At 73.5% G+C, this 16,583-nt stretch carries 16 protein-coding genes and 7 tRNA genes; 10 read left to right on the forward strand and 13 right to left on the reverse strand.

Annotation, left to right across the window (positions count from 1 at the left end; all coding sequences use genetic code 11):
* Positions 1 to 20: 20 nt before the first annotated feature.
* Positions 21 to 95, reverse strand: a tRNA-Val gene (locus tag ABT041_RS25485).
* Positions 96 to 149: 54 nt separating this feature from the next.
* Positions 150 to 572 carry a TIGR02611 family protein gene (locus ABT041_RS25490; protein ID WP_351188161.1) on the reverse strand — a complete coding sequence of 141 codons (423 nt, stop codon included), beginning with the start codon at positions 570 to 572 and terminating at the stop codon, positions 150 to 152.
* Positions 573 to 762: 190 nt separating this feature from the next.
* Between ABT041_RS25490 and ABT041_RS25495 the strand changes: the two genes are divergently transcribed.
* Positions 763 to 1,176 (forward strand): SsgA family sporulation/cell division regulator, encoded by a 414-nt coding sequence (locus ABT041_RS25495; protein ID WP_015032345.1) that lies wholly within the window; start codon positions 763 to 765, stop codon positions 1,174 to 1,176.
* A 191-nt stretch (positions 1,177 to 1,367) separates the two neighbouring features.
* Positions 1,368 to 1,925: a CGNR zinc finger domain-containing protein gene (locus ABT041_RS25500; RefSeq protein WP_351188163.1), complete on the forward strand. Its 558-nt coding sequence runs from the start codon at positions 1,368 to 1,370 to the stop codon at positions 1,923 to 1,925.
* A gap of 37 nt (positions 1,926 to 1,962) precedes the next feature.
* Here the strand turns inward: ABT041_RS25500 and ABT041_RS25505 are convergent, their stop codons facing one another.
* Both ABT041_RS25505 and ABT041_RS25510 read right to left on the reverse strand, forming a co-directional pair.
* The gene (locus ABT041_RS25505; protein ID WP_177181792.1) at positions 1,963 to 2,127 is read right to left on the reverse strand and encodes a hypothetical protein; all 165 of its coding nucleotides are present in this window, start codon (positions 2,125 to 2,127) and stop codon (positions 1,963 to 1,965) included.
* Positions 2,128 to 2,249: 122 nt separating this feature from the next.
* Entirely contained in the window at positions 2,250 to 2,672 is a 423-nt protein-coding gene (locus ABT041_RS25510) for a hypothetical protein (protein ID WP_351188165.1), read from the reverse strand.
* 147 nt (positions 2,673 to 2,819) lie between these two features.
* On the opposite strand from ABT041_RS25510, the gene ABT041_RS25515 reads away from it, so the two are divergent.
* Positions 2,820 to 3,335: a DsbA family protein gene (locus ABT041_RS25515; RefSeq protein ID WP_351188167.1), complete on the forward strand. Its 516-nt coding sequence runs from the start codon at positions 2,820 to 2,822 to the stop codon at positions 3,333 to 3,335.
* A 6-nt stretch (positions 3,336 to 3,341) separates the two neighbouring features.
* Here ABT041_RS25515 and ABT041_RS25520 read toward each other — a convergent pair whose 3' ends face one another.
* From ABT041_RS25520 to ABT041_RS25530, 3 genes are read right to left on the reverse strand one after another with little or no spacing between them, the layout of a single operon-like run.
* Positions 3,342 to 4,181 (reverse strand): GNAT family N-acetyltransferase, encoded by an 840-nt coding sequence (locus ABT041_RS25520; protein WP_351188169.1) that lies wholly within the window; start codon positions 4,179 to 4,181, stop codon positions 3,342 to 3,344.
* 42 nt (positions 4,182 to 4,223) lie between these two features.
* The gene (locus tag ABT041_RS25525) at positions 4,224 to 5,054 is read right to left on the reverse strand and encodes an aminotransferase class IV (RefSeq protein ID WP_351188171.1); all 831 of its coding nucleotides are present in this window, start codon (positions 5,052 to 5,054) and stop codon (positions 4,224 to 4,226) included.
* The gene (locus tag ABT041_RS25530; RefSeq protein ID WP_351188173.1) at positions 5,051 to 6,136 is read right to left on the reverse strand and encodes a chorismate-binding protein; all 1,086 of its coding nucleotides are present in this window, start codon (positions 6,134 to 6,136) and stop codon (positions 5,051 to 5,053) included. Before ABT041_RS25530 ends, ABT041_RS25525 begins: the two co-directional genes overlap by 4 nt.
* 256 nt (positions 6,137 to 6,392) lie before the next feature.
* On the opposite strand from ABT041_RS25530, the gene ABT041_RS25535 reads away from it, so the two are divergent.
* The 6 genes from ABT041_RS25535 (at position 6,393) to ABT041_RS25560 (ending at position 6,961) form a co-directional block, all read left to right on the forward strand.
* Positions 6,393 to 6,465: transfer RNA gene (locus ABT041_RS25535), tRNA-Gly, on the forward strand.
* A 39-nt stretch (positions 6,466 to 6,504) separates the two neighbouring features.
* Positions 6,505 to 6,578: transfer RNA gene (locus ABT041_RS25540), tRNA-Cys, on the forward strand.
* 1 nt (position 6,579) lies between these two features.
* Positions 6,580 to 6,651, forward strand: a tRNA-Val gene (locus ABT041_RS25545).
* Positions 6,652 to 6,685: 34 nt separating this feature from the next.
* A tRNA-Val gene (locus ABT041_RS25550) sits at positions 6,686 to 6,760 on the forward strand.
* Between the two features lie 26 nt (positions 6,761 to 6,786).
* Positions 6,787 to 6,858, forward strand: a tRNA-Val gene (locus ABT041_RS25555).
* A 28-nt stretch (positions 6,859 to 6,886) separates the two neighbouring features.
* A tRNA-Val gene (locus ABT041_RS25560) sits at positions 6,887 to 6,961 on the forward strand.
* A 90-nt stretch (positions 6,962 to 7,051) separates the two neighbouring features.
* On the opposite strand, the gene ABT041_RS25565 is transcribed toward ABT041_RS25560, so the two are convergent.
* The 3 genes from ABT041_RS25565 to ABT041_RS25575 form a co-directional block, all read right to left on the reverse strand.
* Positions 7,052 to 7,342: a TFIIB-type zinc ribbon-containing protein gene (locus ABT041_RS25565; RefSeq protein WP_351188175.1), complete on the reverse strand. Its 291-nt coding sequence runs from the start codon at positions 7,340 to 7,342 to the stop codon at positions 7,052 to 7,054.
* 67 nt (positions 7,343 to 7,409) lie between these two features.
* Positions 7,410 to 8,372 (reverse strand): phosphotransferase family protein, encoded by a 963-nt coding sequence (locus tag ABT041_RS25570; protein WP_351188177.1) that lies wholly within the window; start codon positions 8,370 to 8,372, stop codon positions 7,410 to 7,412.
* A 229-nt stretch (positions 8,373 to 8,601) separates the two neighbouring features.
* On the reverse strand, positions 8,602 to 8,769 hold the full coding sequence (locus tag ABT041_RS25575; RefSeq protein ID WP_351188179.1) for a hypothetical protein: 168 nt from the start codon (positions 8,767 to 8,769) through the stop codon (positions 8,602 to 8,604).
* Positions 8,770 to 9,271: 502 nt separating this feature from the next.
* On the opposite strand from ABT041_RS25575, the gene ABT041_RS25580 reads away from it, so the two are divergent.
* A complete protein-coding gene (locus tag ABT041_RS25580; RefSeq protein WP_351188181.1) occupies positions 9,272 to 10,468 on the forward strand; it encodes a serine/threonine-protein kinase in 1,197 nt (398 codons plus the stop codon).
* 11 nt (positions 10,469 to 10,479) lie between these two features.
* On the opposite strand, the gene ABT041_RS25585 is transcribed toward ABT041_RS25580, so the two are convergent.
* From ABT041_RS25585 to cobT, 3 genes are all read right to left on the reverse strand, one after another.
* A complete protein-coding gene (locus tag ABT041_RS25585; protein ID WP_351188183.1) occupies positions 10,480 to 11,298 on the reverse strand; it encodes a TrmH family RNA methyltransferase in 819 nt (272 codons plus the stop codon).
* An 88-nt stretch (positions 11,299 to 11,386) separates the two neighbouring features.
* Positions 11,387 to 12,619, reverse strand: coding sequence for a uroporphyrinogen-III C-methyltransferase (cobA, locus tag ABT041_RS25590; RefSeq protein ID WP_351188185.1), 1,233 nt, complete (start codon positions 12,617 to 12,619; stop codon positions 11,387 to 11,389).
* A gap of 204 nt (positions 12,620 to 12,823) precedes the next feature.
* Positions 12,824 to 16,288, reverse strand: coding sequence for a nicotinate-nucleotide--dimethylbenzimidazole phosphoribosyltransferase (cobT, locus tag ABT041_RS25595; protein WP_351188186.1), 3,465 nt, complete (start codon positions 16,286 to 16,288; stop codon positions 12,824 to 12,826).
* Positions 16,289 to 16,583: the final 295 nt, after the last annotated feature.

Here is a 16,583-nt window from a genome sequence, read left to right on the forward strand (position 1 = left end):
CTCCGGGCCTTCGATCCGGGTGGTGGGCGATACTGGGTTCGAACCAGTGACCCCTTCGGTGTGAACGAAGTGCTCTCCCACTGAGCTAATCGCCCGGGCGCACCGCAAACATTACCCCATGTCAGCGGGGCTCCCGAACCACCGGGAGGTCACTCGTCGATCTTCCACGGCATGACGAAGCCGAACTTCCAGAAGTAGACGGCGAGCAGTGCCGCGACGATCACCAGACCGATGGTGGTGAGGATGATGTTCCGGCGGCGGACCTTGGGGTCGAGGGCGCGCTGGGCGGCCTCCGTGACCTTGCGCTTGGTCCAGCGGAGCACGAGCTGGGCCCAGACGAACTCGGTCGCCCAGATCGCCATGCCTCCGAAGATGACCAGCCAGCCGGGCCCGGGGAGCGGCAGCATCACCACTCCGGCGCCGACCACGGCGAGTCCCACGATGAAGACGCCGACCTGCCAGCTCAGATGCAGGCCTCGGCGGGACTTGATGAACTCCGGTGCGCGGGATCCCAGTTCGGCTTCCTGGCCGTCTGCGGACTCCCCGGTGCGCTCGTCACTCTCCGCATTCATACCCCCCAACCTACCGGACGGGGAGGCCCCACCGGAATGGCCGTATTACCGCAGGTCACACGCGCCCATACGAGCTACCTGAACGATCACAAAACCGACAGAGGGGTTTACAACGGCACCGGAGGTGGCATGTCGATTTCGCCGACGTGCGAATCCCCGAGCGCACACTGAGCGAAAGGCCCTGGCGCTTATGAACACCACGGTCAGCTGCGAGCTGCACCTGCGCCTCGTTGTGTCGAGCGAGTCCTCACTGCCTGTACCCGCGGGCCTGCGGTATGACACGGCCGATCCGTATGCCGTGCACGCCACCTTCCACACCGGAGCCGAGGAGACGGTCGAGTGGGTCTTCGCCCGCGACCTTCTCGCCGAGGGGCTGCACCGGCCCACCGGCACGGGCGACGTCCGCGTCTGGCCGTCCCGTAGTCACGGTCAGGGAGTCGTCTGCATCGCGTTGAGCTCCCCCGAGGGAGAAGCCCTGCTCGAGGCCCCGGCGAGGGCCCTGGAGTCGTTCCTGAAGAGGACCGACGCCGCCGTGCCACCGGGCACCGAGCACCGGCACTTCGACCTCGATACGGAGCTCTCCCACATCCTGGCCGACAGCTGAGCCAGGCCGACAGCCGCACGGCGCCGTCCGACTCGGGGAGACGGCGCCGCGCGGACAGTCACATAGGCACGAGATCCGGCGCCCCCACCGCGCAGCCGGCGCGGTGGTGGGCGCCGGTGTCGTTTTCCGGGGCGCGCTAAAGTCAGCGCCATTCCGCGGGCGCCCGCCCGCGGCCGGCCAGGGAGCGAATCGTGCTGATCCCCCACGACACCCGGATCGCCCTCGACACCGTCGTCGATCTGATGAACACCGCGCCCCAGGGCGAGCGGGCCGACGAGCTCGCGGGCGTCCCGGAGCTCCACGCCTTCCTGGAAGCCCACAAGGTCAGCGGCGTGGGCGAGCTCGGGCCCGAGGACCTGCGCGCCGTGCGCGAGGTGCGCGAGAAGTTCGCGGCGGTCTTCTCCGCACCCGACGCCCGGATCGCCGCGCCCCTGATCAACCAGCTGGTGGCGGGTGCGGGCACCACCCCGCAGCTCACCGACCACGACGGCTACGACTGGCACGTGCACTACTTCGCGCCGGGCGCCTCGGTGGCGAACCACCTCGCGGCCGACTGCGGCATGGCCCTCGCGTTCATCGTCGTGGCCGACGAGCAGGAGCGGCTGCGGCGCTGCGAGGCGCCGGACTGCGGCCGGGCCTTCGTGGACCTCTCGCGCAACCGCTCGCGCCGCTACTGCGACAGCCGGACCTGCGGCAACCGTCTGCACGTGGCCGCGTACCGGGCGCGCCGCAAGGAAGCCGCGAGCTGACCACCCCGGGCCCTGAGGGCCGAGGCTCCCGGTGGGGTCACAGCACGAAGAGATCGTGCACGGCCGCCATGAGCAGCAGACAGCCGATCACCCCGAGGAAGATCATCAGCGGCGGCTGGGAGAGCGCGAACAGGCAGCCGCGCGGCTCTTCGGCAGGGGCGTCGGTGGCGGCGGGCACGGGTTCCCGCGAGGTATCCAGCATCTCGGGGGGATGATGACGCACCCCGGACCCGGCGAATCCCGCAACACGCCCCGGCGCGGGGGCCCTTCACCCCTTCCCGTGGATGAGGGAACGGGGACGGACACCGGAATCGCCAGAAGTGATCAGATTCCGTGCTTCTTCAGAATCGCCTCGATGTCGCTGAAGTCCTCACCCGCGGACTGACCGGCCTGCGGCTTCGCCGTCACGGCGCGGGAGGGCGCCGAGGCCCCCGGGGCCACGGCTCTCGTCCCCGCTTCCCCGGTGGTGGTGGTGGTCACCTCACGGCCGGCCCGGCGCCGCTCCACGGCCCGCGTCGACAGGAAGAGCAGCCAGGCGACACCGAGCACGCCGAAGCCGGCCCAGGCCACCGGGCTGAAGGCCGTGTCGGCGATCCACTCGACCGCACCCGTCATCACCAGGCCGAGGGGCACCAGGGCATAGGCCGCGATCCGGGCGGCGGACAGGAACTTCTTCCGGTACGCCGAAATCGCGGCGATGCCCAGGCCCGCCGCGGACACCGCGGAACAGATGGTCTCGGCGAGCATGCGATCCTCCAGGTGCCGGGCGATACGTCCCTTCCATCCTGCACCGCCGGGCCGGTCCGGGGCCATGGGCCGGGCCCGGTCTCAGGGTGATCTCCGGGTCGCCCCCGCCGGGATCTCCTCCCCAGGTCCCAGTGGGAGACTGCTGTCATGAACGACTCCACCACCGCACCCGCCTCCTCCGTCGTCCTGGAGGCGTGGTTCGACCTCCAGTGCCCCGACTGCTTCCAGGCCCTCGACGACGTCCGCGCGCTCCGGGAGAAGTACGGCGACCGGCTCGACGTACAGCTGCGTCACTTCCCGCTGGCCAAGCACAAGCACGCGTACGCCGCCGCCCAGGCCGCCGAGGAGGCCTTCGAGCAGGGCAAGGGCTGGCCGTACACGGAGGCGCTGCTCGCCAGGACCGCCGAGCTCGGCGACCGGGGCGAGCCGGTCCTCCTGGAGGTGGCGGGCGAACTGGGCCTGGACGCCGAGGAGTTCGACACCGCCCTGATCGACGGCCGGCACCTGCTGACGGTCGACGCCGACGAGGCCGAGGGCAAGGCGATCAAGGTCACCGGCACCCCGACCTACATCATCGGCGGCGAGCGCCTGGACGGCGGCCAGAGCCAGGAGGGCCTCCGGGAGCGGATCGAGCAGATCGCCGACCGGCTTCTGGGCGCGTAGCGCGGCTCAGACCAGCGGCTTCGCGCTGTTGTAGAGGGTCGTGCGGTAGCCGAGCGACTCGTAGAGCCGGATCGCCGGGGTGTTGCCCGCGAACACGTGCAGTTCGATGAGGCGCTCCCCGGCCTCCAGGGCGATGTGCTCGGCGAGCAGCATGAGGGCCCGGCCGTACCCCTTCCCGCGCTGCCCCTCGACGACCTCGATCTCGAAGACGAAGCCCGTCGCCCTGCCGGGCTCGCGCTCCAGCCGGCCCACCCACAGATAGCCGACGACCTGTCCGTCGCACAGGGCGACGGACACGGTGACGCCCGGGGTCGCGAGGCCCTGCGGCAGGAAGCGGCGGCGGCCGTCCTCGGCCTTGGCGAGCGCCTGCTCCTCCGGGACGCCCCGGTCGATCCAGCTCTGCGCGAAGGCGGCCATGGACTTCGCCGACCACTCGGCGAACTCCGCCTCGGTCGCCGGCCGGTGCGCGAAGCCCTCCGGCAGCGGCGGCGGATCGGCCGGGAGTTCCTTGACCATGTTCCGGCTGCGCTCGGTGTACCCGAGGGAGCGTGCCATCCGCAGGGCCGCCTCGGCGTCGGCGGGCACGGAGATCTGCACCTCGCCGCACCCCCAGCTCCGCAGGACCTCCTCCGCGGCGAGCGCCGCCACCGTGCCCCGGCCACGGCCCCGGTCGGGCTCGTCGACCCGGAGGCGGTCGATCAGGCCGGAGGCGGTGCCGAAGGCCTGGTCGGTGGCGACGTGGACGGACCCGACCCGGCGGCTGTTCACGCAGATGTCGTAGCTGCGGGAACGGCCGCCATCGGCGGACTGCTGGAGCGGCTCGGACGGCCGCAGTGTGGTGGTCATCAGTGGTGTTCTACCCACGCGGCCGCCGCCCGTCATCCGGTTTTACCGGAGGCTCGGGTCCCGGTCCGCGGCCGCCCGCTCGTCGAAGATCCGCATCGCCTTGGCGGTGACGGGACCGGGCGCGCCCGCGAGCGCACGGCCGTCGACCCGGTGCACGGCCTGGACGTCGCGGAGGGTCGAGGTCAGGAAGATCTCGTCGGCGCTCTCCAGGACGTCCAGCGGCAGGTCGGTCTCCTCGGCGCCGGTCCACTCCACGGCGAGGGCCCGGGTGATGCCCGCGAGGCAGCCGGAGGAGACGGGCGGGGTGAGGATCCGGCCGTCGACCACGACGAAGACGTTGGAGCCGGTGCCCTCGCAGAGCCGCCCCACGGTGTTGGCGAAGAGCGCCTCGGAGGCCCCCTGCTCGCGCGCCCTGGCGAGGGCGACGACGTTCTCGGCGTACGAGGTGGTCTTGAGCCCGGTGAGGGCGCCCCGCTCGTTGCGCGTCCAGGGGACGGTGATCACGGCGGTGGAGTCGGGGCGGCGGCTCGTCTCGCCGAGGGCTACGACCAGGCTGGTGCCCGCGTCGCCGCGCTCCGAGCCGAGCGGGGAGAGTCCGCCGGTGTACGTGATGCGGAGCCGGCCGAGCTCCATCGGGTTGGCCTCCAGGACGGCGGCGCAGGCCCGGCGGACCTCGTCGAGGTCCGGGTCGGGCAGCCCGAGGCCGCGGGCGGAGCGGGTGAGGCGCTCCAGGTGAAGGGTGAGCGCAAACGTTTCGCCGCGCTCCGCCTTGACCGTCTCGAAGATGCCGTCGCCGACGGTCAGTCCGTGGTCCAGTACGGAGACCAGGGCGGTCTCCGCGTCGTGCAGCCCGCCGTTGACCCAGAGTTTCATCGAGAAGTGGCCTTTCCGCTCGCCTCACGGGCGCCCGCCTCATGGGCGTCCGACGTCTCGTAGGCGCCCGACGCTATCGCGACGAGCCGGGCCGCCTTCAGTTCGGTCTCCGCCCACTCGCGCTCCGGGTCGGAGCCCCAGGTGATCCCGGCGCCGGTTCCGAAGCGGAGCACACCCTCGGGGCGGTCGATCCAGAAGGTGCGGATGCCCACGGCCAGCTCGCCGGTGCCCGCGTCCGCGTCGACCCAGCCGATCCCTCCGCAGTACGGACCGCGGGGCGCGGTCTCCAAGGCCTCGATGATCCGCAGCGCGCTGGACTTGGGCGCGCCGGTGACGGAACCGGGCGGGAAGGTGGCGGCGAGCAGCTCGGGCCAGCCGGCGTCCTCGCGCAGCCGGCCGGTGACCGTGGAGACGAGGTGGACGAGGCCGGGGTGCTCCTCGACTGCGCAGAGCTCGGGGACGGCGACGGTGCCGGTCTCGCTGACGCGGCCCAGGTCGTTGCGGACCAGGTCGACGATCATCACGTTCTCCGCGTGGTCCTTCGGCAGGAGGTCGGCGGCGGTGCGGCCGGTCCCCTTGATGGGGCCGGAGGAGATCAGGGCCCCTTCCCTGCGCAGGTAGAGCTCGGGGGACGCGGTGGCGATCTCCACGCCGTGGGCGGGCAGGCGGATCGTTCCGGCATAGGGAGCGGGGTTGCCCCGGGCGAGGAGCGCGGTGAGGGCGTCGACGTCGGCGGCGGCCGGGTCGGGCAGCGGCGCGGTCAGCACCCGGCAGAGGTTCGCCTGGTAGACCTCGCCGCGCGCGATGTGCTCGCGTACGCGCCGTACGCCCGCGACGTACGCGGCGCGGTCGAGCGAGGACGTCCAGTCACCGGCGGCGGGCCCGCGCCAGGCGCCCGGGACGGGCGCGGGGACCGGGTCGGGCCGGACGTCCCCGAAGCGCGCGCAGGTGAGGCGCCCTTCGAAGTCCGCGCAGACGGCCCAGAAGCCTGCGGAGTCGAGTGCCTCGGGGTCGTGGGTGACGTCCCGGAGATCGGTCGCGACGAGGCCGCCGAAGCGGGCCAGGGGAGCAAGGTCGTGCACGCATCGAGTCTAGGTCGGGCGGGGCGGGGACACGGGGTCCTGCGCGGAGCGGGCGGGAGGGGCGCGTGGGACGGAGGCTCCGCGCCACCCCGGGGACACGGCGAGTGAACGCCACGCGAACCCTCCGGGAGGCCCGGCCGGGCACGCTGAAGGGCGCGCAGGTCAGCACGCTGCGGAAACGCGTTTTTGTACTGGCCCAGGAATCCGCTAGAGTTCAACACGTCGCCGGGACGCGCAAGCGGAACGGAAACGACAAGCGGACGTGGCTCAGTTGGTAGAGCATCACCTTGCCAAGGTGAGGGTCGCGAGTTCGAATCTCGTCGTCCGCTCGATGTGGGGGATCTTCCCGAACCCCCGTATTCACTCCTGGTGGAGTGGCCGAGAGGCGAGGCAACGGCCTGCAAAGCCGTCTACACGGGTTCAAATCCCGTCTCCACCTCCAAGGACGATTAGCTCAGCGGGAGAGCGCTTCCCTGACACGGAAGAGGTCACTGGTTCAATCCCAGTATCGTCCACTGGATCTTCGGATCCCGGGTCCTCGGATCCCCCGCGCGATTAGCTCAGCGGGAGAGCGCTTCCCTGACACGGAAGAGGTCACTGGTTCAATCCCAGTATCGCGCACCACATTTCACGCACCCTCGGGTGTGCCCGCGCGATTAGCTCAGCGGGAGAGCGCTTCCCTGACACGGAAGAGGTCACTGGTTCAATCCCAGTATCGCGCACGCAGTACGAGCACCTTCGGGTGTGCCCGCGCGATTAGCTCAGCGGGAGAGCGCTTCCCTGACACGGAAGAGGTCACTGGTTCAATCCCAGTATCGCGCACCATCGGGAAGCCCCCGGTCGCAGCTCGCGGCCGGGGGCTTCCTCTTGCCCGAACGGGACGGGGCGGGACCGGGCGGAGCCGGTCCCGTGCGGTCAGGAGGAGAAGAGCATCCGCCCGAAGCCGCCCTTGCGGTAGTGGCCGCCGTGACCACCGTGGTGGCCGCCGTGGTGCGGAGCGCCCCAGGCGGGCGCGGCGGGGGCGGGCTGCGCCGGGTAGGCCGGCGGGGCGGGCGGGGCCTGCTGGACCCACTGGGACTCCAGGCGGGTCAGGGCCTCCAGCTCGCCGTAGTCCAGGAATATGCCCCGGCAACCGCTGCACTGCTCGATCTGGACGCCGTTGCGGTTGTACGTGTGCATGGCCGCATGGCACTTGGGACACTGCATGCTCGGCTCAACTCCCTGACGTTGCCGTTCGAATGGTGGCTTCACCTTACGTGGACGCCGGAAGGGCCTACCCGGTTCGATGCCCGGCGATGCGGGCGCAGGTGTCGATCATCACTTCCTCGACCTCGTCGAGCGGCCGGCGTTCGGCGGTGGACTTCGCGAGCGCGAGCGCGGCGGTCTGAACCGTCAGCGCCCGTGCGGGCACGTCGAGCCGCTCCCATGGATCGGCGTCCACGGCGGGACCGCCCGCCTCCCGGTACGCGCCGAGGAAACGGGACCAGACCTCCGGCGGCAGGATCCCGGCCGCGAACCAGGCGGCGGGCCGGCCCAGATCCCACGCGGGGTCGCCGAGGCCCATGTCGTCCACGTCTATGAGCCGCCAGGGCCCGTGGCGCCCCGGGCGGGTGTCGCGGACCAGCTGCCCCAGGTGGAAGTCGCCGTGACAGAGGAGCCGGTACGCCGCGGGGGCCTCCGGGACCGTCCGCCAGGCGTCCAGGACGGTGGCGGCCGCCGGGTGGTCCGGGGCCGTGCGGCGCATCCGGTCCACGGCCAGGGCCGCCTTCGCGGGGGCCCGCATGTCCGGAAGCCGCTCGGCCAGGCCGGGCGGGGGCGGGGTGCGGTGCAGCAGCGCGAGGAGTCGCGCCGCCTCCTCCCACGGTGCGGCGTCGGGGTCCTCCGGGGCGACCGGCGGACCGTACGGCCAGAGCGTGACCGGGCGGCCGTCGAGCGCGTCGGGGCCGGACCGCGGCAGCGGGAGCGGCGGCAGGAAGACGCCGCCGACGTCCTGGTGCGCGGCCAGCGCGAGCCGTACGCGATGGGCGTCGGGATCCGTGCCGGGCGCGTGCGCCTTCGCGACGAGACCCCCGTGTCGTACGACGGTCCCGTCGTCCCGGTCGGCCAGCACACCGACCTGTCCGCCCGCGCAACGGCAGGGAGCGTCCGCCGGGTGGACCGCCGCGTGGGCCAGGGCGGCGAGGCGGTGGAGCGGGGGTGCGCTCGGGGTGGGGAGCTTCCGGGGTGCTGAGTCCACCCCCGGAGCGTACGGGGTGGCCCGGGTACCGCTGTCGGCCGGACCGGTCCGGGGAACGGCTCCGCGGTCGGCCGGACCGGTCCGTGGAACGGTTTTCCGGGGAACGCGCGAGGGCCGGTCAGCTCCCCAGCTGACCGGCCCCACGCTGCCGTCCGCCGCACCCCCGTCCCCACGGGGTTGATGGCCGGATGTCCCGACCCGGGCCGCTCTCCCGGGTCCGGGGCGCCGCTCAGCGCCCCAGCATCACGCCCACGGACGACGCCTGTGTGACCACCGCTTCCCAGCCGCCGAAGACGACCACGAGCAGGGCCGCGAGAGGGAGGACCATGGCCGTGGCCACCAGGGGGTGACGGCGGCTCGAGGGCCGGGTGGTCGTCCGGTGCGCCGTGTAGGCCATGGTTCCTCTCCTGTCGTGTCTGACGCGGCGGGTGCGTGACCTCGGGGGACGAGTGCTGCACCCGCCGCTTGACCTCAACACTAGGGAGCGGGAAGCGCCGGGACGTCATGCCCGCGTATCGACTTCCGGGCCTCCCGGAGGATGACGCCCCGCCGTGCGGCGTACTCCCCTGGGTGGAGACGGGCACCCGGAACCCGGGGTCTTCCCGGAAGGGTCGCCCGGAGACGGCGTGGCGACGTGACTTCGCTCACTTCCCCGGGTCCCGTGGTCGCGGGTGGGGCCGGTCCCCTCGGAGACCGCCCTCCCGGGAGTCCTGCCCGTTCTTGGACGGCTCGTCAAATGGGTTTCCGGGGGCGGGGGTTGGGGCGCTTCCGGCGAGCCGCCCCTCCCCCGGTGTCCCCCTCAGCACTGACAATCGATCCCGCTGCGAGGGCGCGGCCTATGAGCGCGTACGGGCGCCACTACGTAAGCTGTGCCACGTCGAACGGACGAGGGGACGGACATGGCGATGATGCGGCTCCGGCGCGAGGATCCGCGGATCGTCGGGTCGTTCCGGCTCCACCGCAGGCTGGGGGCCGGCGGGATGGGCGTCGTATACCTGGGATCCGACCGGCGCGGCCAGCGGGTGGCGCTGAAGGTCATCCGGCCCGACCTCGCCGAGGACCAGGAGTTCCGGTCCCGCTTCGCCCGCGAGGTGTCGGCGGCCCGGCGCATCCGGGGCGGCTGCACCGCCCGGCTCGTCGCGGCCGACCTGGAGGCCGACCGTCCCTGGTTCGCCACCCAGTACGTCCCCGGCCCCTCCCTGCACGACCGGGTCGCCGAGGAGGGCGCGCTGCGCGCCGCCGACGTGGCCTCGATCGGAGCGGCGCTCTCGGAGGGCCTCGTCGCCGTCCACGAGGCCGGGGTCGTCCACCGCGACCTCAAGCCCTCGAACATCCTGCTGTCGCCCAAGGGACCGCGGATCATCGACTTCGGCATCGCCTGGGCGACGGGCGCGAGCACCCTCACCCACGTCGGCACCGCCGTCGGATCGCCCGGCTTCCTCGCGCCCGAGCAGGTGCGCGGAGCCGCCGTCACGCCGGCCACCGACGTCTTCTCGCTCGGTGCCACCCTTGCGTACGCGGCCATGGCCGACTCCCCCTTCGGGCACGGCAGTTCCGAGGTCATGCTCTACCGCGTCGTGCACGAGGAGCCGCAGCTCCACGGGGTGCCGGACGCGCTCGCGCCGCTGATCCGGGCCTGCCTCGCCAAGGACCCGGAGGACCGTCCCAGCACCCTGCAGCTGTCCATGCGGCTCAAGGAGATCGCGGCGCGCGAGGCCCAGGGGCTGCCCGTGTCCCGGCCGCCCGTGCAGCGGGAGCGGGCCGAGGAGCGGAGCACCGTCCGGCCCACCGAGCGGTACACCGACCGCGATGTGCCCGGCGGGCGCGGGCCGGAGCGGGGATCCGAGCGCGGCGGGGAGCGCGGGCCCGAGCGGGGGTCGGGGCGTGCGCCCTCCTCCCGTCCTACGGCGGGGCCCCGGACCGGGGGTTCACGCGGGCCTCAGTCCCGGCCCGGGACCCGGCCCGGTGCGCGCTCCACGTCGACCGGCCGCAGGCCCGCCAACCCCCGGCTGCTGCGGCAGCGGCTCTTCGTGTTCGTGGTCGTGACCCTGGTCGTGGCCCTCGGCATCGCCGCCGCCCAGGCCCTCCAGGGGTAGTACCCCGAAGGTCAGGCCTCCGGGCGGCCCGTCGCCACCGCGTAGAACGCGACCGCCGCCGCCGCGCCCACGTTGAGCGAGTCGACGCCGTGGGCCATCGGGATCCGGACCCACTCGTCCGCGGCCCGCAGGGCCTGCGTGGACAGGCCGTCGCCCTCGGCGCCGAGCATCAGCGCCACCCGCTCCAGGCGGTGCGGGGCTGCCTCGTCGATCGAGGTCGCCTTCTCCGCCGGGGTCAGCGCGAGCAGCTTGAAGCCCGCCTCCCGTACCGCTTCCAGGCCTCGGGGCCAGCTGTCCAGGCGGGCGTACGGCACCGAGAACACCGCACCCATCGACACCTTCACCGAGCGGCGGTACAGCGGGTCCGCGCAGTCCGGCGACAGCAGGACCGCGTCCATGCCGAGCGCGGCGGCGCTGCGGAAGATGGCGCCGATGTTGGTGTGGTCGTTCACCGACTCCATGACCACCACCCGGCGGGCGCCGGCGAGGAGCTCGCCCGCCTCCGGGAGCGGCTTGCGCTGCATCGAGGCCAGCGCGCCCCGGTGCACGTGGTAGCCGGTGACGCGTTCCGCGAGGTCCGGCTGGATCGCGTACACCGGCGCCGGGACCTCGTCGATGACGTCCCGCATGACGTCGACCCACTTGGCGGAGAGCAGCATCGACCGCATCTCGTAACCGGCCTGCCTCGCGCGGCGGATGACCTTCTCGCCCTCCGCGATGAACAGGCCCTCGGCCGGCTCGCGCCTGCGGCGCAGCTCGACGTCGGTCAGGCCGGTGTAGTCGCGCAGGCGCGGGTCGTCGGGATCGTCGATCGTGATGAGTTCGGCCACGAGGTGATACTGCCTTGTCCGGGGTGTGGTGCCAATGTGTCCGAGGGGTTCGGTTACCCCTGGTTACGCTGTGGGGTCGTTCGGGTGGTCACTTCAGCAGCTTGTCGGGGCCCTCGGTGACCACGTCGCCGATGACGATGACCGCCGGCGGGCGGACCTCCTCCGCCTTCACGGTCTCCGCGACCGTCGCCAGCGTCGCGTCCACCCGGCGCTGCGTCGCCGTCGTGCCCTCCTGGATCAGGGCCAGGGGCGTCTCCGGGCTCTTGCCGTGGACGATCAGCGCCTCGGCGATCTTGCCGATCTTGTCCACGCCCATGAGGATCACGAGCGTGCCCGTCAGCTTCGCCAGCGACGCCCAGTCGACCAGCGAGCGCGGGTCGTCCGGAGCCACGTGGCCGCTGACCACCGTGAACTCGTGCGCCACCCCGCGGTGCGTCACCGGGATGCCGGCCGCTCCGGGGACCGAGATCGAGCTGGAGATGCCCGGGACCACCGTGCAGGCGATGCCCTCGGCCGCCAGGGCCTGGGCCTCCTCCATGCCCCGGCCGAAGACGAACGGGTCGCCGCCCTTGAGGCGCACGACCGACTTGCCCTGCTTGGCGTGCTCGATCAGGGCGTTGTTGATGGCCTCCTGCGCCATGAAGCGGCCGTACGGGATCTTCGCCGCGTCGATCACCTCGACGTGCGGCGGCAGCTCGTCCAGGAGGTCCCGGGGGCCGAGCCGGTCCGCGATGACGACGTCCGCCTCCGTGAGGAGCCTGCGTCCCCGGACGGTGATGAGGTCCGGGTCGCCGGGGCCGCCGCCCACCAGGGCGACGAAGGGGGTACGGGCGCGGTGCGCCGGCGCGGCGATCGAACCGTCGCGCAGGCCCTCGACGATCGCGTCCCGTACGGCGGCGGAGCGGCGGGGGTCGTGGCCCGTGAGCACCGCGACGGTCACGCCCGCGTCGCGGCCCGTCGCCGGGGTCCAGGCCGTCGCCGCCTCCGCGTCGTCCGCTCGTACGCACCAGGTCCTGGTGCGCTCCGCCTCGGCCGACGCCGCCGCGTTGGCGGCCGGGTCCGTCGTCGCCACCAGGGCGTACCAGGCCTCCGCCAGGTCGCCCTCCTCGTACCTGCGCTTGATCCAGGTGATCTCGCCCGTCTCCGCCATGGCGTCCACGGACGGGGTCGCGGACGGGGAGATCAGGGTGATCTCCGCGCCCGCCGCGATCAGGGCGGGCAGTCGGCGCTGGGCCACCTGGCCGCCGCCGAGCACGACGACGCGGCGGCCGGCGAGGCGCAGTCCGACGGGGTAGGCGGGGTGCTCGGCGTTCTCTGCCATGGGTGAGCGGCTCCTCGGAGAGCGTGCGGTGCGGGCGAGGGTGCCGCTGCTGCGGTGGAGCGGCTCGTTCATGGTCACGATAGCGGTGACCTGCACGTTGCTGGGTGTGACGGATGTCCCCCGGGCGGTGGTTCGGTGCGTGGGGGACGCTCCACAAGGGCGCGTCCCCCGCTCCCGTTCGTGGGCAGGGGACGCGCCGTGGTGCTACTTCTCGGTGACCCCTGCGGAGTCGAAGGTCGCGACCTCGTGCATCGCGCGGGCCGCGCTCTGTACCAGCGGGAGCGCGAGCAGCGCGCCCGTGCCCTCGCCCAGGCGGAGGTCCAGGTCGACCAGCGGGCGCAGGCCCAGCTTGTTGAGCGCCGCCACGTGGCCCGGCTCGGCGCTGCGGTGGCCCGCGATGCACGCCGCGAGCGACTCGGGCGCGATGGCGCGGGCGACGAGGGCCGCCGCGCCCGTGGACACGCCGTCGAGGATCACCGGGGTACGGAGCGAGGCCGCGCCCAGGATCAGGCCCACGAGGGCCGCGTGCTCCAGGCCGCCGATGGCCGACAGGACGCCGATCGGGTCCGCCGGGTCCGGCTTGTGCAGGTCCAGGGCGCGACGGACCACGTCCACCTTGCGGGCGTGCGTCTCGTCGTTGATGCCCGTGCCCCGGCCCGTGACCTCCGCCGGGTCGACCCCGGTGTAGACCGAGATCAGCGCGGCGGACGCCGTGGTGTTCGCGATGCCCATCTCGCCCGTGAGCAGGGCCTTGTTGCCGGCCGCCACCAGGTCGCGGGCCGTCTCGATGCCCACCTCGATCGCCGCCAGGACCTCTTCGCGGGTCATCGCCGGACCCGTGGTGAAGTCGCCCGTGCCAGGGCGGACCTTGCGCGGAAGGAGACCGGGCGTCGCCGGCAGGTCCGACGCCACGCCCACGTCGATGACGCAGACCTCGGCGCCCACCTGGTTCGCGAAGGCGTTGCAGACCGCTCCCCCGCCGAGGAAGTTGGCCACCATCTGGCCCGTGACCTCCTGCGGCCACGGGGTGACGCCCTGGGCGTGGACACCGTGGTCGCCGGCGAAGATCGCCACGGCCGCCGGCTCCGGGATCGGGGGCGGGCAGACGCGGGAGAGACCCGAGAGCTGGGCGGAGATGATCTCCAGCATGCCCAGGGCCCCGGCGGGCTTCGTCATGCGCTTCTGGCGTTCCCACGCCTCGCCGAGCGCCTTCGCGTCCAGCGGGCGGATGTTCGCGACGGTCTCCTGGAGGAGGTCGTGCGGCTCCTCGCCCGGGAGGGCGCGGCGGCCGTACGTCTCCTCGTGGACCACCCAGGCCAGCGGGCGGCGCTTCGACCAGCCCGCCTGCATCAGCTCGGGCTCGTCGGGGAACTCGTCGACGTAGCCGACACAGAGGTACGCGACCACTTCGAGGTGCTCGGGAAGTCCGAGGGCGCGGACCATCTCGCGCTCGTCGAAGAAGCTGACCCAGCCGACGCCCAGGCCTTCGGCGCGGGCCGCGAGCCAGAGGTTCTCGACGGCGAGCGCCGAGGAGTACGGGGCCATCTGCGGCTGCGTGTAGCGGCCGAGCGTGTGGCGGCCGCCCCGGGTGGGGTCGGCGGTCACGACGATGTTCACCGGGGTGTCGAGGATCGCCTCGATCTTCAGTTCCTTGAACTGCTTCGCCCGGGCCTTCGGCAGCGACTTGGCGTAGGCCTCGCGCTGACGCTGGGCCAGCTCGTGCATCGTCTGCCGGGTCTCGGCCGAGCGGATCACGACGAAGTCCCAGGGCTGGGAGTGGCCCACGCTGGGCGCCGTGTGGGCCGCCTCCAGGACGCGGAGCAGCACCTCGTGCGGGATCGGGTCGCTGCGGAAGCCGTTGCGGATGTCGCGGCGCTCGCGCATCACGCGGAGGACGGCCTCGCGCTCGGCGTCGTCGTAGCCCGGGGCCGGAGCGTCCGGGCGGGGCTCCGCCTCGCTCTCCGCGGATTCCTGCGGCTCCGTCTCGGCCTCCGGCTGTGCCTGGACCTCCGCCGGCGGGGCCTGGAGCTCCGCCTCGGGCTCCGGCTGTGCCTGGACCTGGATCTCGGGCTCGGCGTCCGGCTGGACCTGGGGCTCCGCCGCGGGGGCTGCCTCGGGCTGTGCCGCCGCGGGCTGGTCGGTGAGGTCCTCGGCCACGACCGGGACCTCCTCGGCCACGGCCTCCACGGGCGCCTCGGTCGGCGCTTCGGCCTGGGGCTGGGCGGGGGCTTCGGCCGGGGCCTCGGCGGGGACCTCCGCGTTCGCCGGCTGTTCGGGGACCGCCGCCTCCACCACGGGCTCCACGGCCTGCTCGGCCGGGGCCTCCACGGGTGCGACCTCGACGGCCTCGGCCTGCACCGGCTCCTCGACCGGCTGTGCGGCCTCGGGAGCCGCCTCGGCCTGGACGACCTCGACGGGGGCGACCTCGACCGGAGCGACCTCGACGGGCGCCGCCTCGACGGGCGCGGCCTCGACCGGTGCCTCGGCCTGCACCGGCTCCTCGACCGGCTGCGTCGGCTCGGCCGGCGCCTCGGCCACCGGCGGCTCGGCCGCCTCGACCGGCACGGCCTCCTCGGCCTCGCGCGGGGCGGGGACAGCGGCCTCGGGGGTCGTCGCCTCCTCGGGAGCCGGGGCCGGCTCCACGACGGCCTCGGGCGCCTCGGGGGCCTCCTGCGGCTCGACAGGCTCCGCCACCTCGGCGACCGGGGCCTGCTCGGCGGCCTGGGGTGCCTCCGGCGTCGGGACCGGGGCCAGGTTCGGGGTCGTCGGGACCGAGCCCTCGACCTGGACGAACTGGGCCGCCGGCGGGACGACCGTTTCTGCGGGCGCCACCTGCTCCTGCGGCTGCGCGACCCACGGCTCGGCGCCCTGCGGGGCGAGCTGCTGGTCCTGCGCGATCTCGAAGTACTCGGGGCCGGTGGTCGGCGGGCCCGGGTTCCGCACCGGCATCGGGGCGGGGGCCGTCGCCACGACCGGCTCGGGGGCGGGCGCGGGCTGCGGGGCGGGCGCCGGGGCGGCGGCCGGGCCGCGGTCGGCGAGGGAGAGCACGACGCCGCCGGTGGCGTCGGGCACCGGCGGGCCCATGTGCAGCGGGCGCCGCGGCGGGGTCGCGGCCGCGGCGGGCGGGGGCACGCGGACGCCGCCGAGGTCGACGGAGCCGGAGTCGCGGCCGGCCGCCTCGTGGGCGCCCGTGTCGAGGATGCCCGGCTCGTAGCCGTGGTCGGTGACGACCGGGACGCCGTGCGCCGGGGTGCCCAGCGGCACGCCCTGCGGCGGGGTCTGGTTCTGCGGGGCCGTCAGCACGTCGGCGAGCGCGACGCCGTCGGGGAGCGGTCCCGTGAGCGGGTCGGTGAGCGGGTCCGGCAGCGGGTCGGTGAGCGGGTCGCCCATCGGGACCTGCGTCTCCGGAACGGCCGCGTGCGGCACGCCCTGGTTCGGGACCACGGGGGCCGGCGGCGGTACGGCGACCGGCGGCGCGGGCACGACGCCCGGCGGGTGCTCGCTCCAGGCGCCCTGGGCGCCCGGCATCAGGAGCAGGTCGTCGTCCTCGGTGCTGTGCTCGGAGGGGTCCAGGAAGGTGTACGCGCCCGGAGCGGGGATGCCCGGCTGCTCGACCATGCCTGCGTTCTCCGGCAGTCCCTCGCCCGGGACCTGGCCGGTGTCCGTCATGCGTACCCCTCGCCCATCGCTTGTGCTCCTTCAGACCTGCGCCCGTCGACAAGAACGAGCGCGCGCGCCGCGCGGCACGAAGCACACGCGGACACCCACACATTGTCGCGGCCCTCGGCCATCGTGGCAGGGAGATCTGCCACGGTGCGCTGTGGACTGCGCCACGTCGCGCGGTCCCCCCTTGTCAGGTACCACATCGGCGGCACAAAGCAGCCACCAATTCGGGACATTGACGAACAGAGCGCCGAACGTCCCGGTGCGGTACAACAATCGGCCAGCCTACCCTGCCCCGGTG

Source organism: Streptomyces sp. NPDC002825, assembly GCF_040295385.1.
In the GTDB taxonomy this organism is placed as follows: Bacteria; Actinomycetota; Actinomycetes; order Streptomycetales; family Streptomycetaceae; genus Streptomyces.

Coding starts and splice junctions, on each gene's coding strand:
- ABT041_RS25490 (WP_351188161.1), bottom strand. CDS start 572: ATGAATGCGGAGAGTGACGAGCGCACCGGGGAGTCCGCAGACGGCCAG.
- ABT041_RS25495 (WP_015032345.1), top strand. CDS start 763: ATGAACACCACGGTCAGCTGCGAGCTGCACCTGCGCCTCGTTGTGTCG.
- ABT041_RS25505 (WP_177181792.1), bottom strand. CDS start 2,127: ATGCTGGATACCTCGCGGGAACCCGTGCCCGCCGCCACCGACGCCCCT.
- ABT041_RS25510 (WP_351188165.1), bottom strand. CDS start 2,672: ATGCTCGCCGAGACCATCTGTTCCGCGGTGTCCGCGGCGGGCCTGGGC.
- ABT041_RS25515 (WP_351188167.1), top strand. CDS start 2,820: ATGAACGACTCCACCACCGCACCCGCCTCCTCCGTCGTCCTGGAGGCG.
- ABT041_RS25520 (WP_351188169.1), bottom strand. CDS start 4,181: ATGACCACCACACTGCGGCCGTCCGAGCCGCTCCAGCAGTCCGCCGAT.
- ABT041_RS25525 (WP_351188171.1), bottom strand. CDS start 5,054: ATGAAACTCTGGGTCAACGGCGGGCTGCACGACGCGGAGACCGCCCTG.
- ABT041_RS25565 (WP_351188175.1), bottom strand. CDS start 7,342: ATGCAGTGTCCCAAGTGCCATGCGGCCATGCACACGTACAACCGCAAC.
- ABT041_RS25575 (WP_351188179.1), bottom strand. CDS start 8,769: ATGGCCTACACGGCGCACCGGACGACCACCCGGCCCTCGAGCCGCCGT.
- ABT041_RS25580 (WP_351188181.1), top strand. CDS start 9,272: ATGGCGATGATGCGGCTCCGGCGCGAGGATCCGCGGATCGTCGGGTCG.
- cobA (WP_351188185.1), bottom strand. CDS start 12,619: ATGGCAGAGAACGCCGAGCACCCCGCCTACCCCGTCGGACTGCGCCTC.
- cobT (WP_351188186.1), bottom strand. CDS start 16,288: ATGACGGACACCGGCCAGGTCCCGGGCGAGGGACTGCCGGAGAACGCA.